At 37.2% G+C, this 16,347-nt stretch carries 15 protein-coding genes; 8 read left to right on the top strand and 7 right to left on the bottom strand.

From position 1 onward, the window contains the following. Window positions 1-22: 22 nt before the first annotated feature. The 4 genes from darB to DarG are packed head-to-tail and all read left to right on the top strand — an operon-like array spanning window position 23 to window position 2,450. Entirely contained in the window at window positions 23-1,150 is a 1,128-nt protein-coding gene (gene darB / locus CBG49_RS15605) for a dialkylresorcinol biosynthesis protein DarB (RefSeq protein ID WP_088595205.1), read from the top strand. Between the two features lie 2 nt (window positions 1,151-1,152). Then, window positions 1,153-1,587, top strand: a complete 435-nt coding sequence (locus CBG49_RS15600) for a hotdog family protein (RefSeq protein ID WP_088595204.1) — start codon at window positions 1,153-1,155, stop codon at window positions 1,585-1,587. Window positions 1,588-1,623: 36 nt separating this feature from the next. Continuing rightward, entirely contained in the window at window positions 1,624-2,061 is a 438-nt protein-coding gene (locus CBG49_RS15595; protein ID WP_088595203.1) for a hotdog family protein, read from the top strand. Next, window positions 2,058-2,450, top strand: coding sequence for a flexirubin biosynthesis protein DarG (gene DarG, locus CBG49_RS15590; RefSeq protein ID WP_088595202.1), 393 nt, complete (start codon window positions 2,058-2,060; stop codon window positions 2,448-2,450). Before CBG49_RS15595 ends, DarG begins: the two co-directional genes overlap by 4 nt. Here DarG and CBG49_RS15585 read toward each other — a convergent pair. From CBG49_RS15585 to CBG49_RS15555, 7 genes are all read right to left on the bottom strand, one after another. Beyond that, window positions 2,443-4,113 (bottom strand): nuclease domain-containing protein, encoded by a 1,671-nt coding sequence (locus tag CBG49_RS15585; RefSeq protein ID WP_088595201.1) that lies wholly within the window; start codon window positions 4,111-4,113, stop codon window positions 2,443-2,445. The genes DarG and CBG49_RS15585 overlap by 8 nt on opposite strands. Then, window positions 4,106-6,583 (bottom strand): hypothetical protein, encoded by a 2,478-nt coding sequence (locus tag CBG49_RS15580; protein ID WP_009414394.1) that lies wholly within the window; start codon window positions 6,581-6,583, stop codon window positions 4,106-4,108. Before CBG49_RS15580 ends, CBG49_RS15585 begins: the two co-directional genes overlap by 8 nt. A 160-nt stretch (window positions 6,584-6,743) precedes the next feature. Then, a complete protein-coding gene (locus CBG49_RS15575; RefSeq protein WP_088595200.1) occupies window positions 6,744-7,706 on the bottom strand; it encodes a bile acid:sodium symporter family protein in 963 nt (320 codons plus the stop codon). 5 nt (window positions 7,707-7,711) lie between these two features. Next, a complete protein-coding gene (locus CBG49_RS15570) occupies window positions 7,712-8,506 on the bottom strand; it encodes a hypothetical protein (protein WP_088595199.1) in 795 nt (264 codons plus the stop codon). A gap of 3 nt (window positions 8,507-8,509) precedes the next feature. After that, window positions 8,510-8,824, bottom strand: coding sequence for a hypothetical protein (locus CBG49_RS15565; protein ID WP_088595198.1), 315 nt, complete (start codon window positions 8,822-8,824; stop codon window positions 8,510-8,512). 13 nt (window positions 8,825-8,837) lie between these two features. Continuing rightward, window positions 8,838-9,452: an endonuclease III domain-containing protein gene (locus CBG49_RS15560; RefSeq protein ID WP_088595197.1), complete on the bottom strand. Its 615-nt coding sequence runs from the start codon at window positions 9,450-9,452 to the stop codon at window positions 8,838-8,840. A gap of 18 nt (window positions 9,453-9,470) precedes the next feature. Next, the gene (locus CBG49_RS15555; RefSeq protein ID WP_088595196.1) at window positions 9,471-10,445 is read right to left on the bottom strand and encodes a hypothetical protein; all 975 of its coding nucleotides are present in this window, start codon (window positions 10,443-10,445) and stop codon (window positions 9,471-9,473) included. Window positions 10,446-10,562: 117 nt separating this feature from the next. Here CBG49_RS15555 and CBG49_RS15550 point away from each other — a divergent pair, with 117 nt between their 5' ends. Genes CBG49_RS15550 through CBG49_RS15535 form a run of 4 tightly spaced genes read left to right on the top strand, consistent with a single transcriptional unit; the run spans window position 10,563 to window position 16,335 of the window. Continuing rightward, entirely contained in the window at window positions 10,563-11,798 is a 1,236-nt protein-coding gene (locus CBG49_RS15550; RefSeq protein ID WP_227002917.1) for a ketopantoate reductase family protein, read from the top strand. A 19-nt stretch (window positions 11,799-11,817) separates the two neighbouring features. After that, complete coding sequence (locus CBG49_RS15545; RefSeq protein ID WP_088595195.1) at window positions 11,818-12,702, top strand: hypothetical protein; 885 nt, start codon at window positions 11,818-11,820, stop codon at window positions 12,700-12,702. Window positions 12,703-12,748: 46 nt separating this feature from the next. Beyond that, window positions 12,749-15,655 carry an HsdM family class I SAM-dependent methyltransferase gene (locus CBG49_RS15540; protein WP_088595194.1) on the top strand — a complete coding sequence of 969 codons (2,907 nt, stop codon included), beginning with the start codon at window positions 12,749-12,751 and terminating at the stop codon, window positions 15,653-15,655. After that, complete coding sequence (locus tag CBG49_RS15535; RefSeq protein ID WP_016420169.1) at window positions 15,655-16,335, top strand: hypothetical protein; 681 nt, start codon at window positions 15,655-15,657, stop codon at window positions 16,333-16,335. Before CBG49_RS15540 ends, CBG49_RS15535 begins: the two co-directional genes overlap by 1 nt. The last annotated feature ends 12 nt before the right edge of the window (window positions 16,336-16,347 follow it).

Here is a 16,347-nt window from a genome sequence, read left to right as displayed (position 1 = left end):
AAAAACCTGTCACCTGAATAATATGAACGTTTATATAACAAAAGCAAGTAAATATTTACCTAACAATCCCATTGGCAATGAGCAAATGGAGACTTTCTTAGGTCTCATAAACCAAAATGCCTCTAAAGCACGACGCCTCGTGCTCCGTAACAATGGTATTCTCACCCGTTACTATGCTCTCGATGAGCAAGGTAACCCTACTCATAACAATGCCCAACTTACGGCTTTGGCAGTACAAAACCTATTGGACGGCGAAGTGCCTTGGGATACTATCGAGGTGCTCTCTTGCGGTACCTCTACCCCCGATGTGCTCTTGCCCTCGCACACTGCTATGGTACACGGCATTTTGGGCGGACACTCAGTAGAACTGAATGCCTCTTCAGGGGTGTGTAACTCAGGAATGAATGCCCTCAAATTTGGGTACTTATCAGTAAAGGCGGGCAATAGTGCCAATGCAGTATGCACAGGCTCTGAACGTGTATCGGCGTGGTTGCGTGCCGATAAATACGAAAACGAAGTACAACTCTTAGCCGAGTTGGAAGCACACCCTGCTATCGCCTTTAAAAAAGATTTCTTGCGCTTTATGCTCTCCGATGGGGCAGGGGCTTTTCTGTTAGAAAACAAACCGCGTGAAGGTGCTTTGCTAATAGAGTGGATGGACGCTTATTCGTATGCTCACGAGCTCGAAGCGTGTATGTATGCTGGTGGCGACAAGCTCCCCGATGGTAGCCTCAAAGCTTGGAGTGAATACCCTGCCGAAGCGTGGCTTAGTGAATCTATCTTTGCTATCAAGCAAGATGTGAAGCTGCTCAATGAGAATATTTTGCTAAAAGGCGCTGAGAGTATGCGTGCTACCTTAGATAAACACCAACTGTCGGCAGATGATATTACCTATTTCTTGCCTCATATCTCGTCTTGTTATTTCAAAGAACGCTTGTGTGAAGCTCTCAAAACGGTAGGTATCGACCTTCCGTTAGAACGTTGGTTTATCAACCTCCCCGAAGTAGGCAATGTAGGCTCTGCTTCCGCTTATTTGATGTTAGAAGCCTTGATGCATTCAGGGAAACTCAAAACGGGCGATACCGTGTTGTTATCAGTGCCCGAGAGTGGTAGATTTTCTTATTCTTATGCTTTCTTAAAGGTCATTTAATTATGGTTTTACCAATTACAGATAAAAATAAAATTCTCACCCTTATACCCCAGCGCACTCCCATTGTAATGGTAGATGCTCTTTGGGAATATACCCCCACCGAGGGTGTGGCAGGGCTCACCATTGCCCCTAATAACCTTTTTGTACAGCAAGGGATATTCTTAGAAAGCGGACTTATAGAGCACATTGCCCAAAGCATTGCCTTGCACAAAGGTTATTACTACTATCTCAACGGAAAACCTGCTCCTATGGGGTATATAGGAGCGATTAAAAATATAGAAATACAATCACTACCCAAAGTAGGCGATACGCTTAAAACACACATCACCATTCTCCAAGAGTTTATGGAGGTGACCCTCGTAACAATGCAAACCTTTATAGGAGATACCCTCATCGCTCAAGGCGAAATGAAAACTGTACTCGCTCCAAATTCCTAACCCTTAACACCTAGCCCCTGACACCTGACACCTAATATGAACATCTCTATCCACAAATATCTCCCTCACCACCCACCGATGCAAATGGTCGATACCATTACCGACATCAGTAATACGCACGTAGTTACCGAATTTAAGGTAACTGATAACTGTATTTTTGTAGAAAATGGAATGTTTGCCGAAGTAGGGCTCATCGAAAATATGGCACAAACCTGTTCGGCAATTGTGGGACAGTTTCTCTTTGGTATAGAAGATACGTCAAACTATGTGATAGGCTACATCAGTGCGATTAAGAAATTGGAAATCTTTACCTTGCCAAGAGTACAACAAACTGTCACTGCCGAAGCCGAATTGCTTTCTCGTTTTGATAGTGATGAGTATTACCTCTGTGCAATGCGCTGTAATGCCTTTGCCGATGGGGTGCATCTGGCAACAGCCGAATTAAACTTAGTGATTAAAAACTTAACGGAATGAAAGAAACTGAACTACCTCAGGAAAAAGGTGCCTTGCGCGACCTTACGGAATTGTGTTACGTAACCGATGACGAAGGGAACTATACTACCCGTCTCAGTTCAGGCTGGGAGGTGAAGAATATTGCTTTAGAAGTCTCCTTAGGCAGGTTACAAGAGCAGATTGATGAAGCTAAAGCCGATGCCATAGCAGGGCGCAAAAGCCCCATAGTGTATTATATGCTTCTCAACCGTATGGATTGGGCTGTCCTCGCCGATGCTATGCATCGCTGGCAATGGGTTATCAAGCGTCACGCCAAACCTTCGGTATTCAAAAAACTATCAGATAAAACGCTACAACAATACGCTGAGGTATTTGGTATCACAGTGGAAGAACTCACACATTTTAGCTGAGCAAATAGTCTCCTATGTGTTTCTTTAAAATGCATTGTATATAGGTTTTAAGTTCACTCTCTACGCTAGGTTTAGAGGCTATAAGTGCAATTTGAGGTTCAAAAAAGGTGCCATCTACTATTTTTTCTCCTTCTTCATCGGGGAAAAGGGCAAACAATCCATTAATTTTCTTGTAACGATCCCCACTGATACCTGTGCGGGCGATGTATTTCTTCTCTAATGATGGTAAATGCAAGAATTTCACATTTTTCAACACCGAATATTTAGCATCAAAAAGGTAATAGAAGGTTTTTTCCGCCTTTTTGTCTATAATTTCTATAATAAAATCGGGGTGGTAGTACTCTTCAGGGCTTACACAATCGATACGGCGTAGCAAAGTGCTGTGGTAATTGCTACTTTCTGGGTAATATTTGTGCTCATAGAAGAGATTTACTGCAAAGAAATCGTTTGTAAACTCCATTTTCTCAACAATAGGCTCATCTTTTCGCAATGCCACCTTCACATTGAAGAAGGCGATTTTGAGGCTTGAACGCAACGCATCTATCAGCTGGAAGAGGTTGTACAATTCGTAAAGCTTACTCAACTTACTGATGTTGAAGAGCTTGAAATATCCCGTGATATCGAGTTTGTAGTCGTTGAGTTTGCGTATTAGCTCGTAGGCGCGTTTGTAGTGCGGTCGCTGAATGAATATAGAGGTGAGCACAGGGCGCTCGGCTTTGGGGGTTACCTCTGGAAAAATGCGACGGTAACTCTGCTCCAATTTCTTCACTTGTTGTTCTACCTTGCTAATTTCTTCAAACAGACGGATGAAAGGCAAGCGTTTTAAGTCTTTAAAATCTACAAAATACTCTTCAGAATCTTCAGTATCCGACCAATTAGTGACCGTAGATTTCAGTTCGATGTCGCGTTTGAGGGAGCGGAGTTTTTTCAGTATCACAAAAAAGATCCCCATCACCACTTGGTTCTCATAAGTATTACAGTCGCGGGTTTCCACTTCGGTGTGGATGTTATCGATCATTCCGTAGTGGTTGCCGAGTTGTACTGCTTTGTGATGCCCTTTAAAAGCATCGTCGAACTGCACTTCGTCTAAATTGTTGATAATCCACTGTACAGTGTTAGCACTCACTTTGTTAGAATTGAAAGGCAAGACGGTAGTTTTCTTTCTCAGTACGAAATGAGGTTGCTTTTCAAAGTAAGGTAACAGTTTTTCGAATACCGTTACAAAGTGAGTTATCAAAGTGATGAATTTGTTCATCTGCCCCACTTCGTTAGGTTTGTTCTTTACTTCTACACTGTTTTTGGAGTAGAACACATCGAAAAGGCGGTCTTCTTTTTGCCATAAATAGGTGAAGAGTCCTTCTATTTCCGAAAGTCTCAACTTACTGATACGCACATTGAAGGGGTATGTTTTTCCGCCTATTGTGAGTTGAGTACCCCCAAAATAATCTTCAAAATAGCGTTGGGGCATCAGTACGATTTTTGTTCTATCCAAGCGCAAGTACTCTGAGGGCAAGGGAGTGCCTTCGATATTAGGATTCAGGTCGTCGTTGTTTTCGGGGAAGAAAACCATTTCGTAAACCCCCAATTCCTGCACGTTGTACACACCGTCCTCCAAGAGTACTTCACGGCGTTCGTCGTTTTGTATTTCGTAAACTCTAAGCATACGACAAGGTGAGGAAATAGCTGTAGTTACCTCCTAAAATTTCGTTGTTTTCGCCTATTTCAATCATTTTATCCAATATCTTTTCCGATATTTTCATCTTGTTCTCGTTCAGCAATTGCGAAAGTCGGTCGATATAAACTTTAAGGTTTTCACCTTGTACGTTGATCATCGGCAAGAGGCGTTGTGCAATGCAATAGTCTAAGAGTACATACTCGTTGAGCCCAGCGATGTGTTTTGCCATACTGCAATACTTTTTGATGCCCATTTCCACGCGATAGCTGATAGGCAAGCGCAGTTTTTTGAATAGTTCTTTAATTTCTCGAAATACTTTGTCGTTCTCGTCGTCGCTGAAGCTAATCACTTCTTTATCATTCTTTTGGAAATCGAGAAGGTGGAAAAACTCAATGCATTTTTGGAACGAAATACGCAAGGTTTCTACTTCTTCTTTGGTGATAAAGTGAACGCTTTGGTTGAGTTCGGGTAGCTGGATAATGTTCGTTCTATCGATTACGCGCGGTGAAAGTGGTTCGGTGGTATAATCGTAGTTGATAGTAGCGATGAAGCGGAGGTTGTTCGCATACTTGAGTGTGTGGTTGTTACCCAACTGGATAGAGAGGTAGTCGCCTTCTTGAGCGATGGTATCGGTAAGGTTATAGAAGTTTGACCAATAGTGCTCTATAGGGCTGAGGTTGGCTTCGTCTAAGATGATGAAAGCCAAAGGAGCGCTGAAGAACGAGTGTTGTTCTACCTCGTAGTTGAGTTGCTCCAAGAGTTCGTATACGCCGGTGGGAGCAGAGTGGAACTTATCGGTAAGCGGGTTTTGGAATCCGATAAGGTCTTTAGGTGATGACCAGCCACGGCTCACCGATACTTCGGTAACGCGCTCTTGGGGGGCTAATATTTGGGTGAGCAAGCGCGCTAAACTCGTTTTTCCTGTACCAGGTAAGCCCGCTAAAATGGTGAGTGTATTTTGGTGTATAGCGATGAGCAGATTGTCGATGAAATGCGTTTCGAAAGCACGTCCGTTTTTAGAGAGAATTTCCTTTATTTTATCTCTGAAAGCGGCATAAGTATCGAAAGCATCGGTGATACTGAAGTCGGTAAAGGTTCTTTGTTGTGTTTCCTCGTAGAGAGAGAGGTTGCGACCGCTCAAAAAGTCGAAATACTTTTTGTGTTTGAAGAGGTTGACGAGTTCCTGCTGGGCGTCGCGTTGAGCGTGTTTGTTCTCGAGCAACAATTTATCAACAAAAGCCGTTAAATCGTCTTTTTCTTTGCGTAAAGCTACTAATTGTTGAGAAATTTGCTGGGTTTCGCTTTCAATTTCGGCAGCGAGATTGGCTTTTTTCTCGGTAAGAGCTTTTACTTCCTGTTCTAAGGCGATTTTTTCTTTGGCGAACTTCTCTTCTTTAATTTTAGTGAGATTTTCGAGCTCGTTTTGAGTGTCGTCTACCTTTTCTTGTAGTTCTTGCAGGCGTTTTTCCTGACTGCTCACTTGGCTTTTCAGTTCTCTTTCGCGCTCGGTGAGGTTTTCGATAATCTCGTTTAAGCGTACTTTTTCGGGGAATATTTCACTGATTTTATAGTCGCTAATAAGTTTTTCATTGGCTTTTTCCAAGATGTCGTACACGCGGCGGTTTTCCTTGAGATAAGTTTCAATGGCTTTGTTTTGGCGCATTGTTTCGATGAGGTCGAGCATTTCTTGCTGTTTGCGTTTGTTGAGCAGGGCAGGGTTATGCTTGATGCGTTCGGCAAAGTCGTTGAGTATTTCTTTGTCGTCTTTAAAGTCTATTTCCTTGATGAATTCGAACTTACTAAAGCCGATGATATGTACTTTTCGGGTAAACCCAAAATTCTGAAATTCTATATAACTATTGTCGGTAATTTGGTATTCGCCAAAAGGATATTCTTTTTTGAAGTATTTTTGTACGGAAAAGGTATTGTCTTCATCTTGACTCGCAATGATAAAGGGTCCAACGATTTTTTCTTCGGTTTCTATAAAAAGAGGCTGACTGTAGCGCGCGTATACATCGGAAATGAGGGAAGTAAAGGGGGTTTTTACCTTTATTTTAGCTTGAGATTCTAATATTTCACCTTCTAAAATTTCTATAATTTCCTCTTTAGAAGTAAAATTGAGGTTGTTAGCGAAGGTTTTGCATTTAGGATATTTATCGTCGTCGTAATTGGTAGCGACGATAGTACCGTACGAAATTTTTAGGATTTGGTACAAGTTATCGAATCTATCAAAACTTTGTTCAGGTTTGAAGTGGTTGATAGGCACCTGAATTTTATCCATATCATATCGGTCGATATTTTCTACTTTTCCCGCTCTTTTATCTACATATAACAATGGGCGCACCGATTTATCGGGGTTGTCCTCATCTTTGATTACCAAGATATAGTTCTCGTTGCTATATCTCAAATTTGGATTTTCTTTATAACTAAAATCACCTTTAATATCTTCTATTTTCATATTACTATTTGTTAATTTGCTGCAAAGATAAAAATAATTTGTCGATTTGCCAATTTGTCGATTTAGCCCCCGTTCCCCCGAAGGGAGACAAGCCGGTACGAACCGCACGGGTGATTGCTAATTTTCTAATTTACTAATTTGTTAATTGTTAATTGATTTTTTATGCGTTATACTTTCCTTTTTTCCATATTTCAATAGAGTTGATGATATTTTGCCAAAGGATATAACAACCTGGGCCTACGGTAGAAAGCGGATGCAGGTAAGTGGCTGATATCCAGATAGCAAAGGCGGTGTTCTTCTGTCCTAAGGCTTGTCCTGCCTCTATCGAAGAGTTGAAAAAATTACCTATACGCCACCCTATAGCGTATTGTAGTAAGCACAATGCCAAGCCTAAAAAGCCTATGAGCAACAGAAATAATACGCTTGTTTCCGCGTGAAAAATGTTCTTTAGTGTAGTGCCGGTAACGATCATCAGTGAGCAACCCCAGAGATGAAAAGATAGGTCGGGGATGTGTATGAGCCATTGGTGAAAGCGGTGGAGTAGGGGGAGGGTTTTGGTAAGCAATGCCAATAGCATCGGTACGACTAATACGAGACATACTTTCTGCATTATCAGTGAAAAAGCACTCCAAAAGGTCATTTGAGAAGCGGGTTCTATCAGCGGGAAACACACGGGTATGAGTAGCGCACAAAGCAAGTTGGATACAAAAGTATAAGTAGTCATCTGTTCTAAATTACCACCGAGTTTGAGAGTTACTACCGCTGCTGCTGCTGCACAAGGACTTATAATGCACGCCAATACGCTTTCCAAGAGTATCAGTTCTTTACCGTGGATGCCAAAGGAGAGAATTGCCCCCGTGATACTTCCTACCAAAACACACTGCACTACTATCATCCACCAATGCCAAGGTACAAGTGCTAACCTCTTGAAATCGACCTTGCAAAAGGTTACGTACAAAATGAGGAACATAAAAAGCGGCAAAATAGCATCGAATATGGGAGCAAGCCATTGTGAAGCCCCTTCTAATGCTGGTACGTAATAAAATACCAAATACGCTACTGCTCCTATACCCATTGAAAGGGGGAGCGTCCAGTTTTTTATAAATTGAAGAATGTTAGACATTGTAATTAAAAAGACAGGTTATATTCGTCTGTCACTTTGAAATGCTTATGAGAAAAATAGGCTTTTAGTAAAAGATAGTTGTCAATACTCAATTTGATGTGCAACACTCTGTTTGTTCTTGAGGTGTAAATCTGCATACGAGGGTGTATTCTATCAGAATCTTTTCCTCTTCTCACTTTTTCGAGGAAAAAATGGATATGGTGAATGGAATTTAAATCGATAGTTTGGGTAAGTTCTTCTTTATAAAAAATGGAAAGAACCTCGTTTTTTATCTCTATGGCATAGAAAGTATTATGAGTGTTTTTTATAAGATCTTCACCAAAAAGCACTATAATAAATATTAAAACAACAATTCCTATAAGTAAATAGAAATATTTGGCTACCCCTTCTCTATGCTCACTTATAATTTGGCCACTTATTAGCCAGAACATCATTATATAAAAAACTACAATCGACAGAAATTTTATCCATTGAAAGGTTTTGTCTTTCAGTGCTTTTACCTTGATGGTAGGAGGTAATTCACCTCTTGTATATTGGCTGTATCGCATACGCTTATCCATCACCCATCTGTAAAAAAAGCTATATAGCCCTATTAAGACTGCTAAAGGGAGGATAGGGATAATAATCTCGTCTATAAGCTCCTTGCTAAGGGTAAAGTTTCTGGCTAACCATAGAAGTTCTAACAGATAGAAACACAAAAATACAATTAGGATTATACGTCCTATTTTCAAAAACTTTTCGCCGAAAAGCTGTTCCTTTTTCTGTCCTTTTTTAGAGAGTTTTTTTGTTAGCAGATTCATATTTTACTTGTAATAATAATACCAATTTCCGTTCCACTCCTTGTCGCAATCTTCCTGAGAGGCAAAAGTACAATCTTTTATACCTTCCTCAGGGTATTGTTGCTCGTGCAATAGTTTTTGGTGATATTTGTTTATCTTTTGCAGTAAGCCTGTTTCCTTTGCTTTGCTCAGTTCTTCCTCTGTTTTAAAGATGTAAGACACAAAGTAATCTTGCGGGGCTATATAAGCTCCGAAATCCACAGAAGCGTATAATTCTTCAAAAGTTACCCTTACCTCTTCTTGTGTTTGGGCAATGATATTTTTCCATATTTTGCTCATAATTTTTTATTTATTATTCTAACAACCACTGTTCATCGGTAAAACCTTTGCGGTAAGCCTTGCCGTGTACATCAATCACAGCGTGCCATTCTTGACAGGTTTCTAAGGGAATTTTAGTCACTAAGGGCATACACTCTTCACGGAGAGCTTTATAGGTTTGTGCGGTAGAAAGGTTCAGGCGGTTCAAAAGTCGTATAGCGTACTGGTCGGCTATGAACACCTTTCGCTCAAAAATGTACAACAACATTGCATCGGCAGTTTCTTCGCCTACACCTTTGATAGAGAGCAGTTCCTTGCGAAGCTCCTCAGTAGGGATAGCTTCAAACTTTTGTAAGGAAGCTCCGTGCGACACATACCATTCCATCAGGGCTTTGATGTAAGTGCTTTTTTGCTTGTAGAAGCCTGCCGGACGTATATATTCCTGCAAAGTGTTCAGTTCCATAGCGTGTAAAGCCTCTACCGAGAGCTTGCCCTCTAAGTTTGCAAGGGCTTTTTCGGTATTCTGTTGGGTGGTTTGCTGAATGAGAATCATCGAAATCCAGTCGGTAATGCGATTGGGGTCATTCCACCAATATTGCTTGCCGTAATGGGCTAATAATTTATTGAAAACTTTGATTTTTTGAGACATAAAAGCTAATGTCTAATTTTATAAGTTATTGTAATTACACAAAGATATTTCTTTTAAACCTCTGTCGAAAAGAGAGGTCAAGCAAAGGTTACCTGTGATATTTTGGAGTTTGTGTTTTGTCATTCCTTTAGGTAAGAAAACATTGTCATATTCGCGTGTGGTGAGCGAAAAGACTTTTTGATTGCCCTTCCATTCATCGGTTTTAAAAACAGGTGTTAGTATCACATATTCTGAGTCCGTGAAACAGCCATTAACACCGCGTTTTTTATGATCGGTATGCAAATTGTCCGATTCAATAATTTTCTCGATGACCTTCCCTTCGGCAGAGATTTGTGCGAGCGCATAATAATCCATTCCCCATTTATTAACCGATGAAGCGCTTTCACCCGGAATGAAGGCGTAGAATTTTTTATCCGATATTTTAAGACTGTCTATTTTTGGGGTGTCGGTGGTTCTGTTGTCACGATGTGTAAATGCTTTTTTATCTATGTAAGAAAAAGATTTCCATTTGGCAGTTTTGGCTGTATCATCAAATTCTAAAAGGGCAAAACATCTTGCATTGCCGTAATAAACTTCATTTTCAAAGCAAACGGGAATTATTTGGCTATCGGATATATTTTGAAAATATCGCTGTTCAGCTTTCTCTGGTACAATGTTATACCTGAGCAATGATTTATTTTTTACCGGAATGAGTGCTGGTGACGAATGCATATCTGAGTAATACCGCACTTCTTTTGCCGAAATGATGATGGCAAACCCTTCTTTATATCTGAAGAGCACAGGATAATCTCTGTTGGATGTTGGGGTATATTCAATAGGAATCTTTTTGACGCCTTCGGTTGAAAGGAAAAGGACGTAATATTTATGCCAATCGGTATGATCGGAAGTTAGGATTACGGCAGTGCCATTGGGTAGTAAAGTTGAAGCATAAACAAATGAGAATTCATTGTCAAATTCCCATTTTCTCAAAAGTGTTAGTTTAAAATCGCTCATATCCTTTCTTTTTTTCTATCTATTCACTCGGCAAAGGTACTAAATAATTTGCTAATTAGCTCATTAGCAAATTGACTAATTATTATTATCTTTGTGCCTTAAAAAAAACATATTATTATGGAATTGGAAGTAGGTAAAAACTATCGCATAAAAAATGATATTTTCAGCTTTAAAGCGGGTGAAGTTTGGTCGTTAGTAGATGAGGGATACCAAGCGTACTTCGGCGAACACAATTTTGTATTCGTTAATGCCGAGAAAAATTGTCACTTTATGGTATTACGAAATACTTCAGATGAAGATATGGAAATAGGATGCCATTTGGATAGGTATTTTGAGGAAATAGAAGGGGATGATAATAATTTTATACCTTTGTCCTTAGATAAAAAAGACACTATGAAAATCTTAGTAATAGGCATAGGCGTTATAGGCTCTATTTACGGCTATGTGTTTTCTAAAGCAGGATACACAGTAACACATTACCTTAGAAAAGACAGTAAAAAGAATAACATACACACTTTAAACGTTCATATCTTGGACGGACGTGGACACAAGAAAGGACTTTCGTATACCGACAGCTATTCTATTGAGCACGCCACAGAAAAAGAGTATGATTTTATCTTTATTGCGGTACCTTCTGGAAAATTAGCAAGTGTGATAGAAGAACTCAATAGAGAGCATATTACAGGAACACTGCTCATTGCTTGTGGTATTTGGGAAGATAAGAATTATCTGGAAAAACTCTTAGGTAACCGTCCTTATGTATTGGGTTATCCCGTAGCAGGAGGCAACTTAGAAGGTGAGACCCTTAATGCTTGTCTGTTTGACCATTTTATGCTGGAGAGCAAAGCAAAAACTACTATTGATAATTATGACGATTTAGTAAAGCTATTTAGCGATTGCCATATAGCCTTAGAACACCCTTACGATATGCTCGAATGGATATGGTTACATCTGGCTATTAATGCGGGAGTTATTTCGGTAGCAAGTACTACAATGGAAAATTATAGCAATAATGCACAAACTACTGAGGCAGCCGAGAAGCTAATGCAGTCTGCCAAACTACTGAAGCGAGCCGTAAAATCGGTACGTGAAACGGTGAAGATAGTAGCCTCACGAGGGGTGGTACTAAAACACTACAACAACGAGTTACTACCTTACAAATTGCCTACTTTCCTTTCAGCACCTTTGATGAAAAGAATGTTTGCCAACAATATCCTCACCCAAAAAATAATGACCCTCCACAACAATCTCCCCGACTTATTATATATATGCAAGTGCGTGTATGAAGAAGGTAAGAAAAAAGGTATAGAAGCACCTTTGTTCTATAAAAATTGCAGCAAGTTACCAATGTAATGGAAAATTAGCAAATAAAATGAAAAGACTACTCCCTTTATTATTAGTCCTCCTTTGGGGTCAAAATATACTATGGGCGCAAAAAGCAGTATTAGTTAGGACACAATACGAAAGCTATGCCATAGACAACGAAACCGATTCACTACTCCCTGACAGAAAGGAAAGCCGTGAATACTATACCTTTCTGCGCTTCAACCGTAGAAAAGATACTTTATTTGTCAATCAAAAAGATACCCCAAAGGATATAGCGCAAAAAGATACCTTTTCCTACTTCCTCACTACAAAGAAAGTAGCTACCGATAAGCTACAACTCCTTATAGGTGATAAAAATCGTGTGGATACGCTCTTATTTCATTTTGAAAACCCTAATATCATATGTGTAAATAGAGATAGTTATATACTCAGTGATGAATACAGCCATTTTCTAAAGAAGAAAATATTCAAAAAGAGGGATATTGCTACTATCTTAGATTTTTTAGACGACCAATTCGGGGATTATTTTATAGATACGGAAGTATTTATGATAAGCACTAAGGACAAATATAAAAAGAACCTAAAAATGTATGGAGGCACTGTCCTCAACGAAGCAGATACCACTGTTTATAGTACTTTATATGCAGCATACGATGATAAAGGTCTTCAGATGTCAGGAAGAGTAGATACTAACGAACCCCAATTACCTTTTTCACTTGACAAGAAAAGAAAATATATAGACGCCGATAAACTCGTTTTTGAAATAGAGGGACAAACTCCCAAAAATAACACTACTTACACCCAAGAAATCTATTTCTCAGGCGAAAAGTTTATAGAAAAAGGTGAATATACCCAATACGGACTTAATATAACTACGTTCTATACGAAAACTATAGAGAAAGTAAAAAATAAGAAGTTTTTATTATTTTAATTGTTTTTATTTTGTACCTTTGCCAAAAATATTTAAATTATTAGGAGTGGGAATAACTAATAAAAACACAGATTTTCAGAAGAGTATGGCAAAACTTGGTTTTGTTATAGATGATGATTGTTTGTATTTAACCACTGAAAATTATACTACTTTACCTGATCTACAAATTCAATTTCATATTGAAAAAGCTAAAGAATTTGCGGCCTCTGCCGTATATCTACGAAAACAACTCAATGGTAGCTATAAACCTCAAGTATATTTATTTGATTTTACTCATATCCCCTTTACAGAAGAAAAAGAACTGAATATATCAGAAATACAAACTAAAATTTGGAGTAGTGGTGAGGCTCCATTAGCTTGTTTTTTCTATAAAACAGAAATAAAAATAGTTGATTGCACTCGTCATCTTACCAAAGATTACAAACCTCAATATCTTATAGAACAGTTAACATTAACAGCTAAAGCTAATCAGCTATACAATAATCAATTTGCTATTAAAATTAAAAGTGGTATTTTTTGGGAAGAAAAAGAATTAAAGAATAAATTTAAATTTGGAAATTCTGCCTATGATACTTTAATCCAAAATATCCACTTTGTTATCAACAAATTGAAAGAACAGTTTGTTGATACAACTCCTCAATTGGCTAATAAAATCATTATACAAGCTATTCTTGTAAAATATTTGGAAGAACGTATGGATAACAACGGAAATAAGTTGTTATCTGATAAATATTTTCAACCTTATGAAGCGACTTCTTTTAACGGAGTATTACGCCAAAAGGGAAAATTTGCTGATTTACTTTCTGATTTAGATAAGCATTTTAATGGAAATGTTTTTAAATGGAAAGAAGAAGAGCAAGAAGAACTTAGAAGGTTAGATTTATCTATTGTTGCTCAACTTCTAAATACTGATAAAAAAGATTTATCTTCACAACAGCTTGAATTCGGATTTACTAATTGGCGATACTTTGAATTTAGTTTTATTCCCGTAGAACTTATAAGTAGATTATACGAAGAGTTTTTAGGAGAGCAGAAAAAAGAAAAAGGATTGTTCTATACACCATCACATTTAGCTAAATTATTAGTAGATGAATGTTTACCACTGAAAAACTATGAAGATTTTGATATAGCTAATTATAAGATACTCGATCCAGCTTGTGGCTCAGGAATATTTTTGGTAGTAGTTTTTAAACGTCTTGTACAAATTTGGAAGTTACAACACAATATGGCAACTCCTACTATAACAGACTTAAAACTGTTATTAAAAAATATTTATGGAGTAGATAAGGAACAACAAGCAATATATCTAACATCATTTAGTTTGAGTTTAGCTTTGTGCAATGAGCTTAACCCTATTACCATATTGAATGAATTGCGATTTGATAACTTAATAGGAAGTAACCTCATACATTCTGATTTTTTTGCTTGCAAAGAAATAGAAAACAAAAAATTCGACTTAATTATTGGTAATCCCCCCTTTGTGACAGGGAGTTTAGCAAAAGAGTTAGAAAAATGGGAAATTAAGAATAAAAAAATTGATATCCCTCAGAAACAAATAGCACTTAAATTTCTTGTAGAATCATTTAATTACTTAAAAAAAGAAGGTCTTTCTTGCCTAATAATCAAATCATCAGGACTTTTATATAATAGCACTTCAGATGATTTTAAAAAAATGTTGTTTGAGAATTATGACATTATTCAGATATTTGATTTTACACCTTTAGCACGGAATCATTCACTTTGGGAGAATGCTGATGTAGCTGCTGCAGCTATATTTACTAAAAATCAAGCTCCTGATATACGAAAGAACATCTTACATCTCACTTTTAGAAGAACAAAAGCTACCATAGAGCGTATTGTTTTTGAAATAGATGATTATGATTTACATTTTATAAACCGAAAAACAGCTATTGCTAATCCTTTTATATGGAAAAATAATTTATTAGGTGGAGGACGTATAAGAACACTTGTTGAAAAAGTACAAGAATTACCTCTTTTTAAAGAATATTTAGTTAAAAAGGATTGTTATGCGGAAGAAGGAATTATTGTAGATAAACAAGATAAAAAAGCAGCAACATATCTAAAAAAAATACCTTTTTTACCTACAGAAGCCATTAATGAACGTTGTATAAACTATAGTAGACTAACTACATTTGACTGGGAAAAGGTTGATAAACTTCCTAAAGAGGAAATTTTCAAAACTCCCAATATTATTTTATGGAAAAATGTAGGTAAGGAGAAGTTGCCTGTATTTTACAACGAAGTTGATTTTAGTTTTAAAAATCAGATTATAGGTATTAAAGGAAAGGATAAACAACTATTGAAAGATATAGTAATCAATATGAATACTTATAATGATTTTTATAGGTTTTATATGTTTGTTACAAGTGGTTATCTACTTATCAATCGTAATTCTTCGCTTATAAAGAAAAATTATATGCAATTACGATATATCAATAAAAATACAGAAAATTATTTTTCAGATTTTGATAGGAATATCATTTCAGATGTTAATAACTATTTTCAACTAATGCTCCGAAAAGGTGAAAACTCTAAAGCTTTACAACCTATTGCAAAGAAAGAGTTACAATCAGTACTATTGCATTATGGTACCGAGTTTTCAAGAGCTTTAAATGCTATTTATGGAAATGAAGAACGACAATTTAGACTCGCACAAGTAGTACAGCTTAAAAACTCATTCATTGCTACTGTTTTTAAATATGACGATTTAACAAATCCTGTTGAGTTTGTAAACGAAAATGCTGTAAATATTGAAGAACTCAGTAATGAAAACCTTTCAGCACATCTATCCGCTAACAGAATTATAAAATTATACCCTGAAAAGGATATGATTGTTTTCGTAAAACCTAATCAATACAGATATTGGCTATCTCTCACTGCCTATCGAGATGCTGATAAATGTTTTTCTGATTTAATAAATACAGGATACTAATGATAGCCAACGAATATTCACCACTTACACAAACGCCTACTTTATCTGTACAAAAAGGAAAAACACTTCAGCTTATATATAAAGCAATGAATGAAGCTATATTGCCTTTTAGAAAAATAGTATTAGAACAAGATGATTTAAAGAAGCCTTTAAACGAAAATAAATATACTCAGATATTTGTAGAGCAAGTAGACGTATTTTTAAGACAATACCCAAATATAGGGGTGAAAAACCAATATTCAGATGTATTTTACAATACAAAAGGAGTGCCTGATTTTTATTTTCATAAGATAGAGGAAGGTTTTTATAATGAACCTATAATAGTTTGGGAGTCAAAAATGCTAAATACTCATACTAAAAAAGAGAGAAAAAAGGAATATGTAGTAGGCAATAATAACAATGGAGGTATAGAACGTTTTAAAAATGAAAAACACGGTAAAGGATTGAATGAATGTGGCTTGTTAGGCTTTGTAGAAGATGAAACTTTTGAACATTGGCATTCTCAAATTAATGAGTGGATAGAAGCTCTATCAAACACTGATAACAATTGGTATAAAGATGAAAAACTGCATATTACTGAACCACATAATGACTACTATCTACTGAAATCAAAGGTACATAGAACTAATAATAAACTAAATCTTACTCATTTGTGGATCACTGTTTATAAGAATAATTAACAAAATCCCCGC

Origin of the sequence: Capnocytophaga endodontalis (assembly GCF_002209445.1) — a bacterium.
Classification (GTDB): Bacteria; Bacteroidota; Bacteroidia; order Flavobacteriales; family Flavobacteriaceae; genus Capnocytophaga; species Capnocytophaga periodontitidis.
Note: the sequence above shows the minus strand (reverse complement) of the source record. Positions and strands in the feature narration are given on the sequence as shown.

What these genes read in the sequence shown, in the direction of transcription:
- darB (WP_088595205.1), top strand. Translation starts at nt 23, where the DNA reads ATGAACGTTTATATAACAAAAGCAAGTAAATATTTACCTAACAATCCC.
- CBG49_RS15550 (WP_227002917.1), top strand. Translation starts at nt 10,563, where the DNA reads ATGGAATTGGAAGTAGGTAAAAACTATCGCATAAAAAATGATATTTTC.
- CBG49_RS15555 (WP_088595196.1), bottom strand. Translation starts at nt 10,445, where the DNA reads ATGAGCGATTTTAAACTAACACTTTTGAGAAAATGGGAATTTGACAAT.
- CBG49_RS15585 (WP_088595201.1), bottom strand. Translation starts at nt 4,113, where the DNA reads ATGCTTAGAGTTTACGAAATACAAAACGACGAACGCCGTGAAGTACTC.
- CBG49_RS15575 (WP_088595200.1), bottom strand. Translation starts at nt 7,706, where the DNA reads ATGTCTAACATTCTTCAATTTATAAAAAACTGGACGCTCCCCCTTTCA.
- CBG49_RS15560 (WP_088595197.1), bottom strand. Translation starts at nt 9,452, where the DNA reads ATGTCTCAAAAAATCAAAGTTTTCAATAAATTATTAGCCCATTACGGC.
- CBG49_RS15600 (WP_088595204.1), top strand. Translation starts at nt 1,153, where the DNA reads ATGGTTTTACCAATTACAGATAAAAATAAAATTCTCACCCTTATACCC.
- DarG (WP_088595202.1), top strand. Translation starts at nt 2,058, where the DNA reads ATGAAAGAAACTGAACTACCTCAGGAAAAAGGTGCCTTGCGCGACCTT.
- CBG49_RS15595 (WP_088595203.1), top strand. Translation starts at nt 1,624, where the DNA reads ATGAACATCTCTATCCACAAATATCTCCCTCACCACCCACCGATGCAA.
- CBG49_RS15545 (WP_088595195.1), top strand. Translation starts at nt 11,818, where the DNA reads ATGAAAAGACTACTCCCTTTATTATTAGTCCTCCTTTGGGGTCAAAAT.
- CBG49_RS15535 (WP_016420169.1), top strand. Translation starts at nt 15,655, where the DNA reads ATGATAGCCAACGAATATTCACCACTTACACAAACGCCTACTTTATCT.
- CBG49_RS15570 (WP_088595199.1), bottom strand. Translation starts at nt 8,506, where the DNA reads ATGAATCTGCTAACAAAAAAACTCTCTAAAAAAGGACAGAAAAAGGAA.
- CBG49_RS15580 (WP_009414394.1), bottom strand. Translation starts at nt 6,583, where the DNA reads ATGAAAATAGAAGATATTAAAGGTGATTTTAGTTATAAAGAAAATCCA.
- CBG49_RS15565 (WP_088595198.1), bottom strand. Translation starts at nt 8,824, where the DNA reads ATGAGCAAAATATGGAAAAATATCATTGCCCAAACACAAGAAGAGGTA.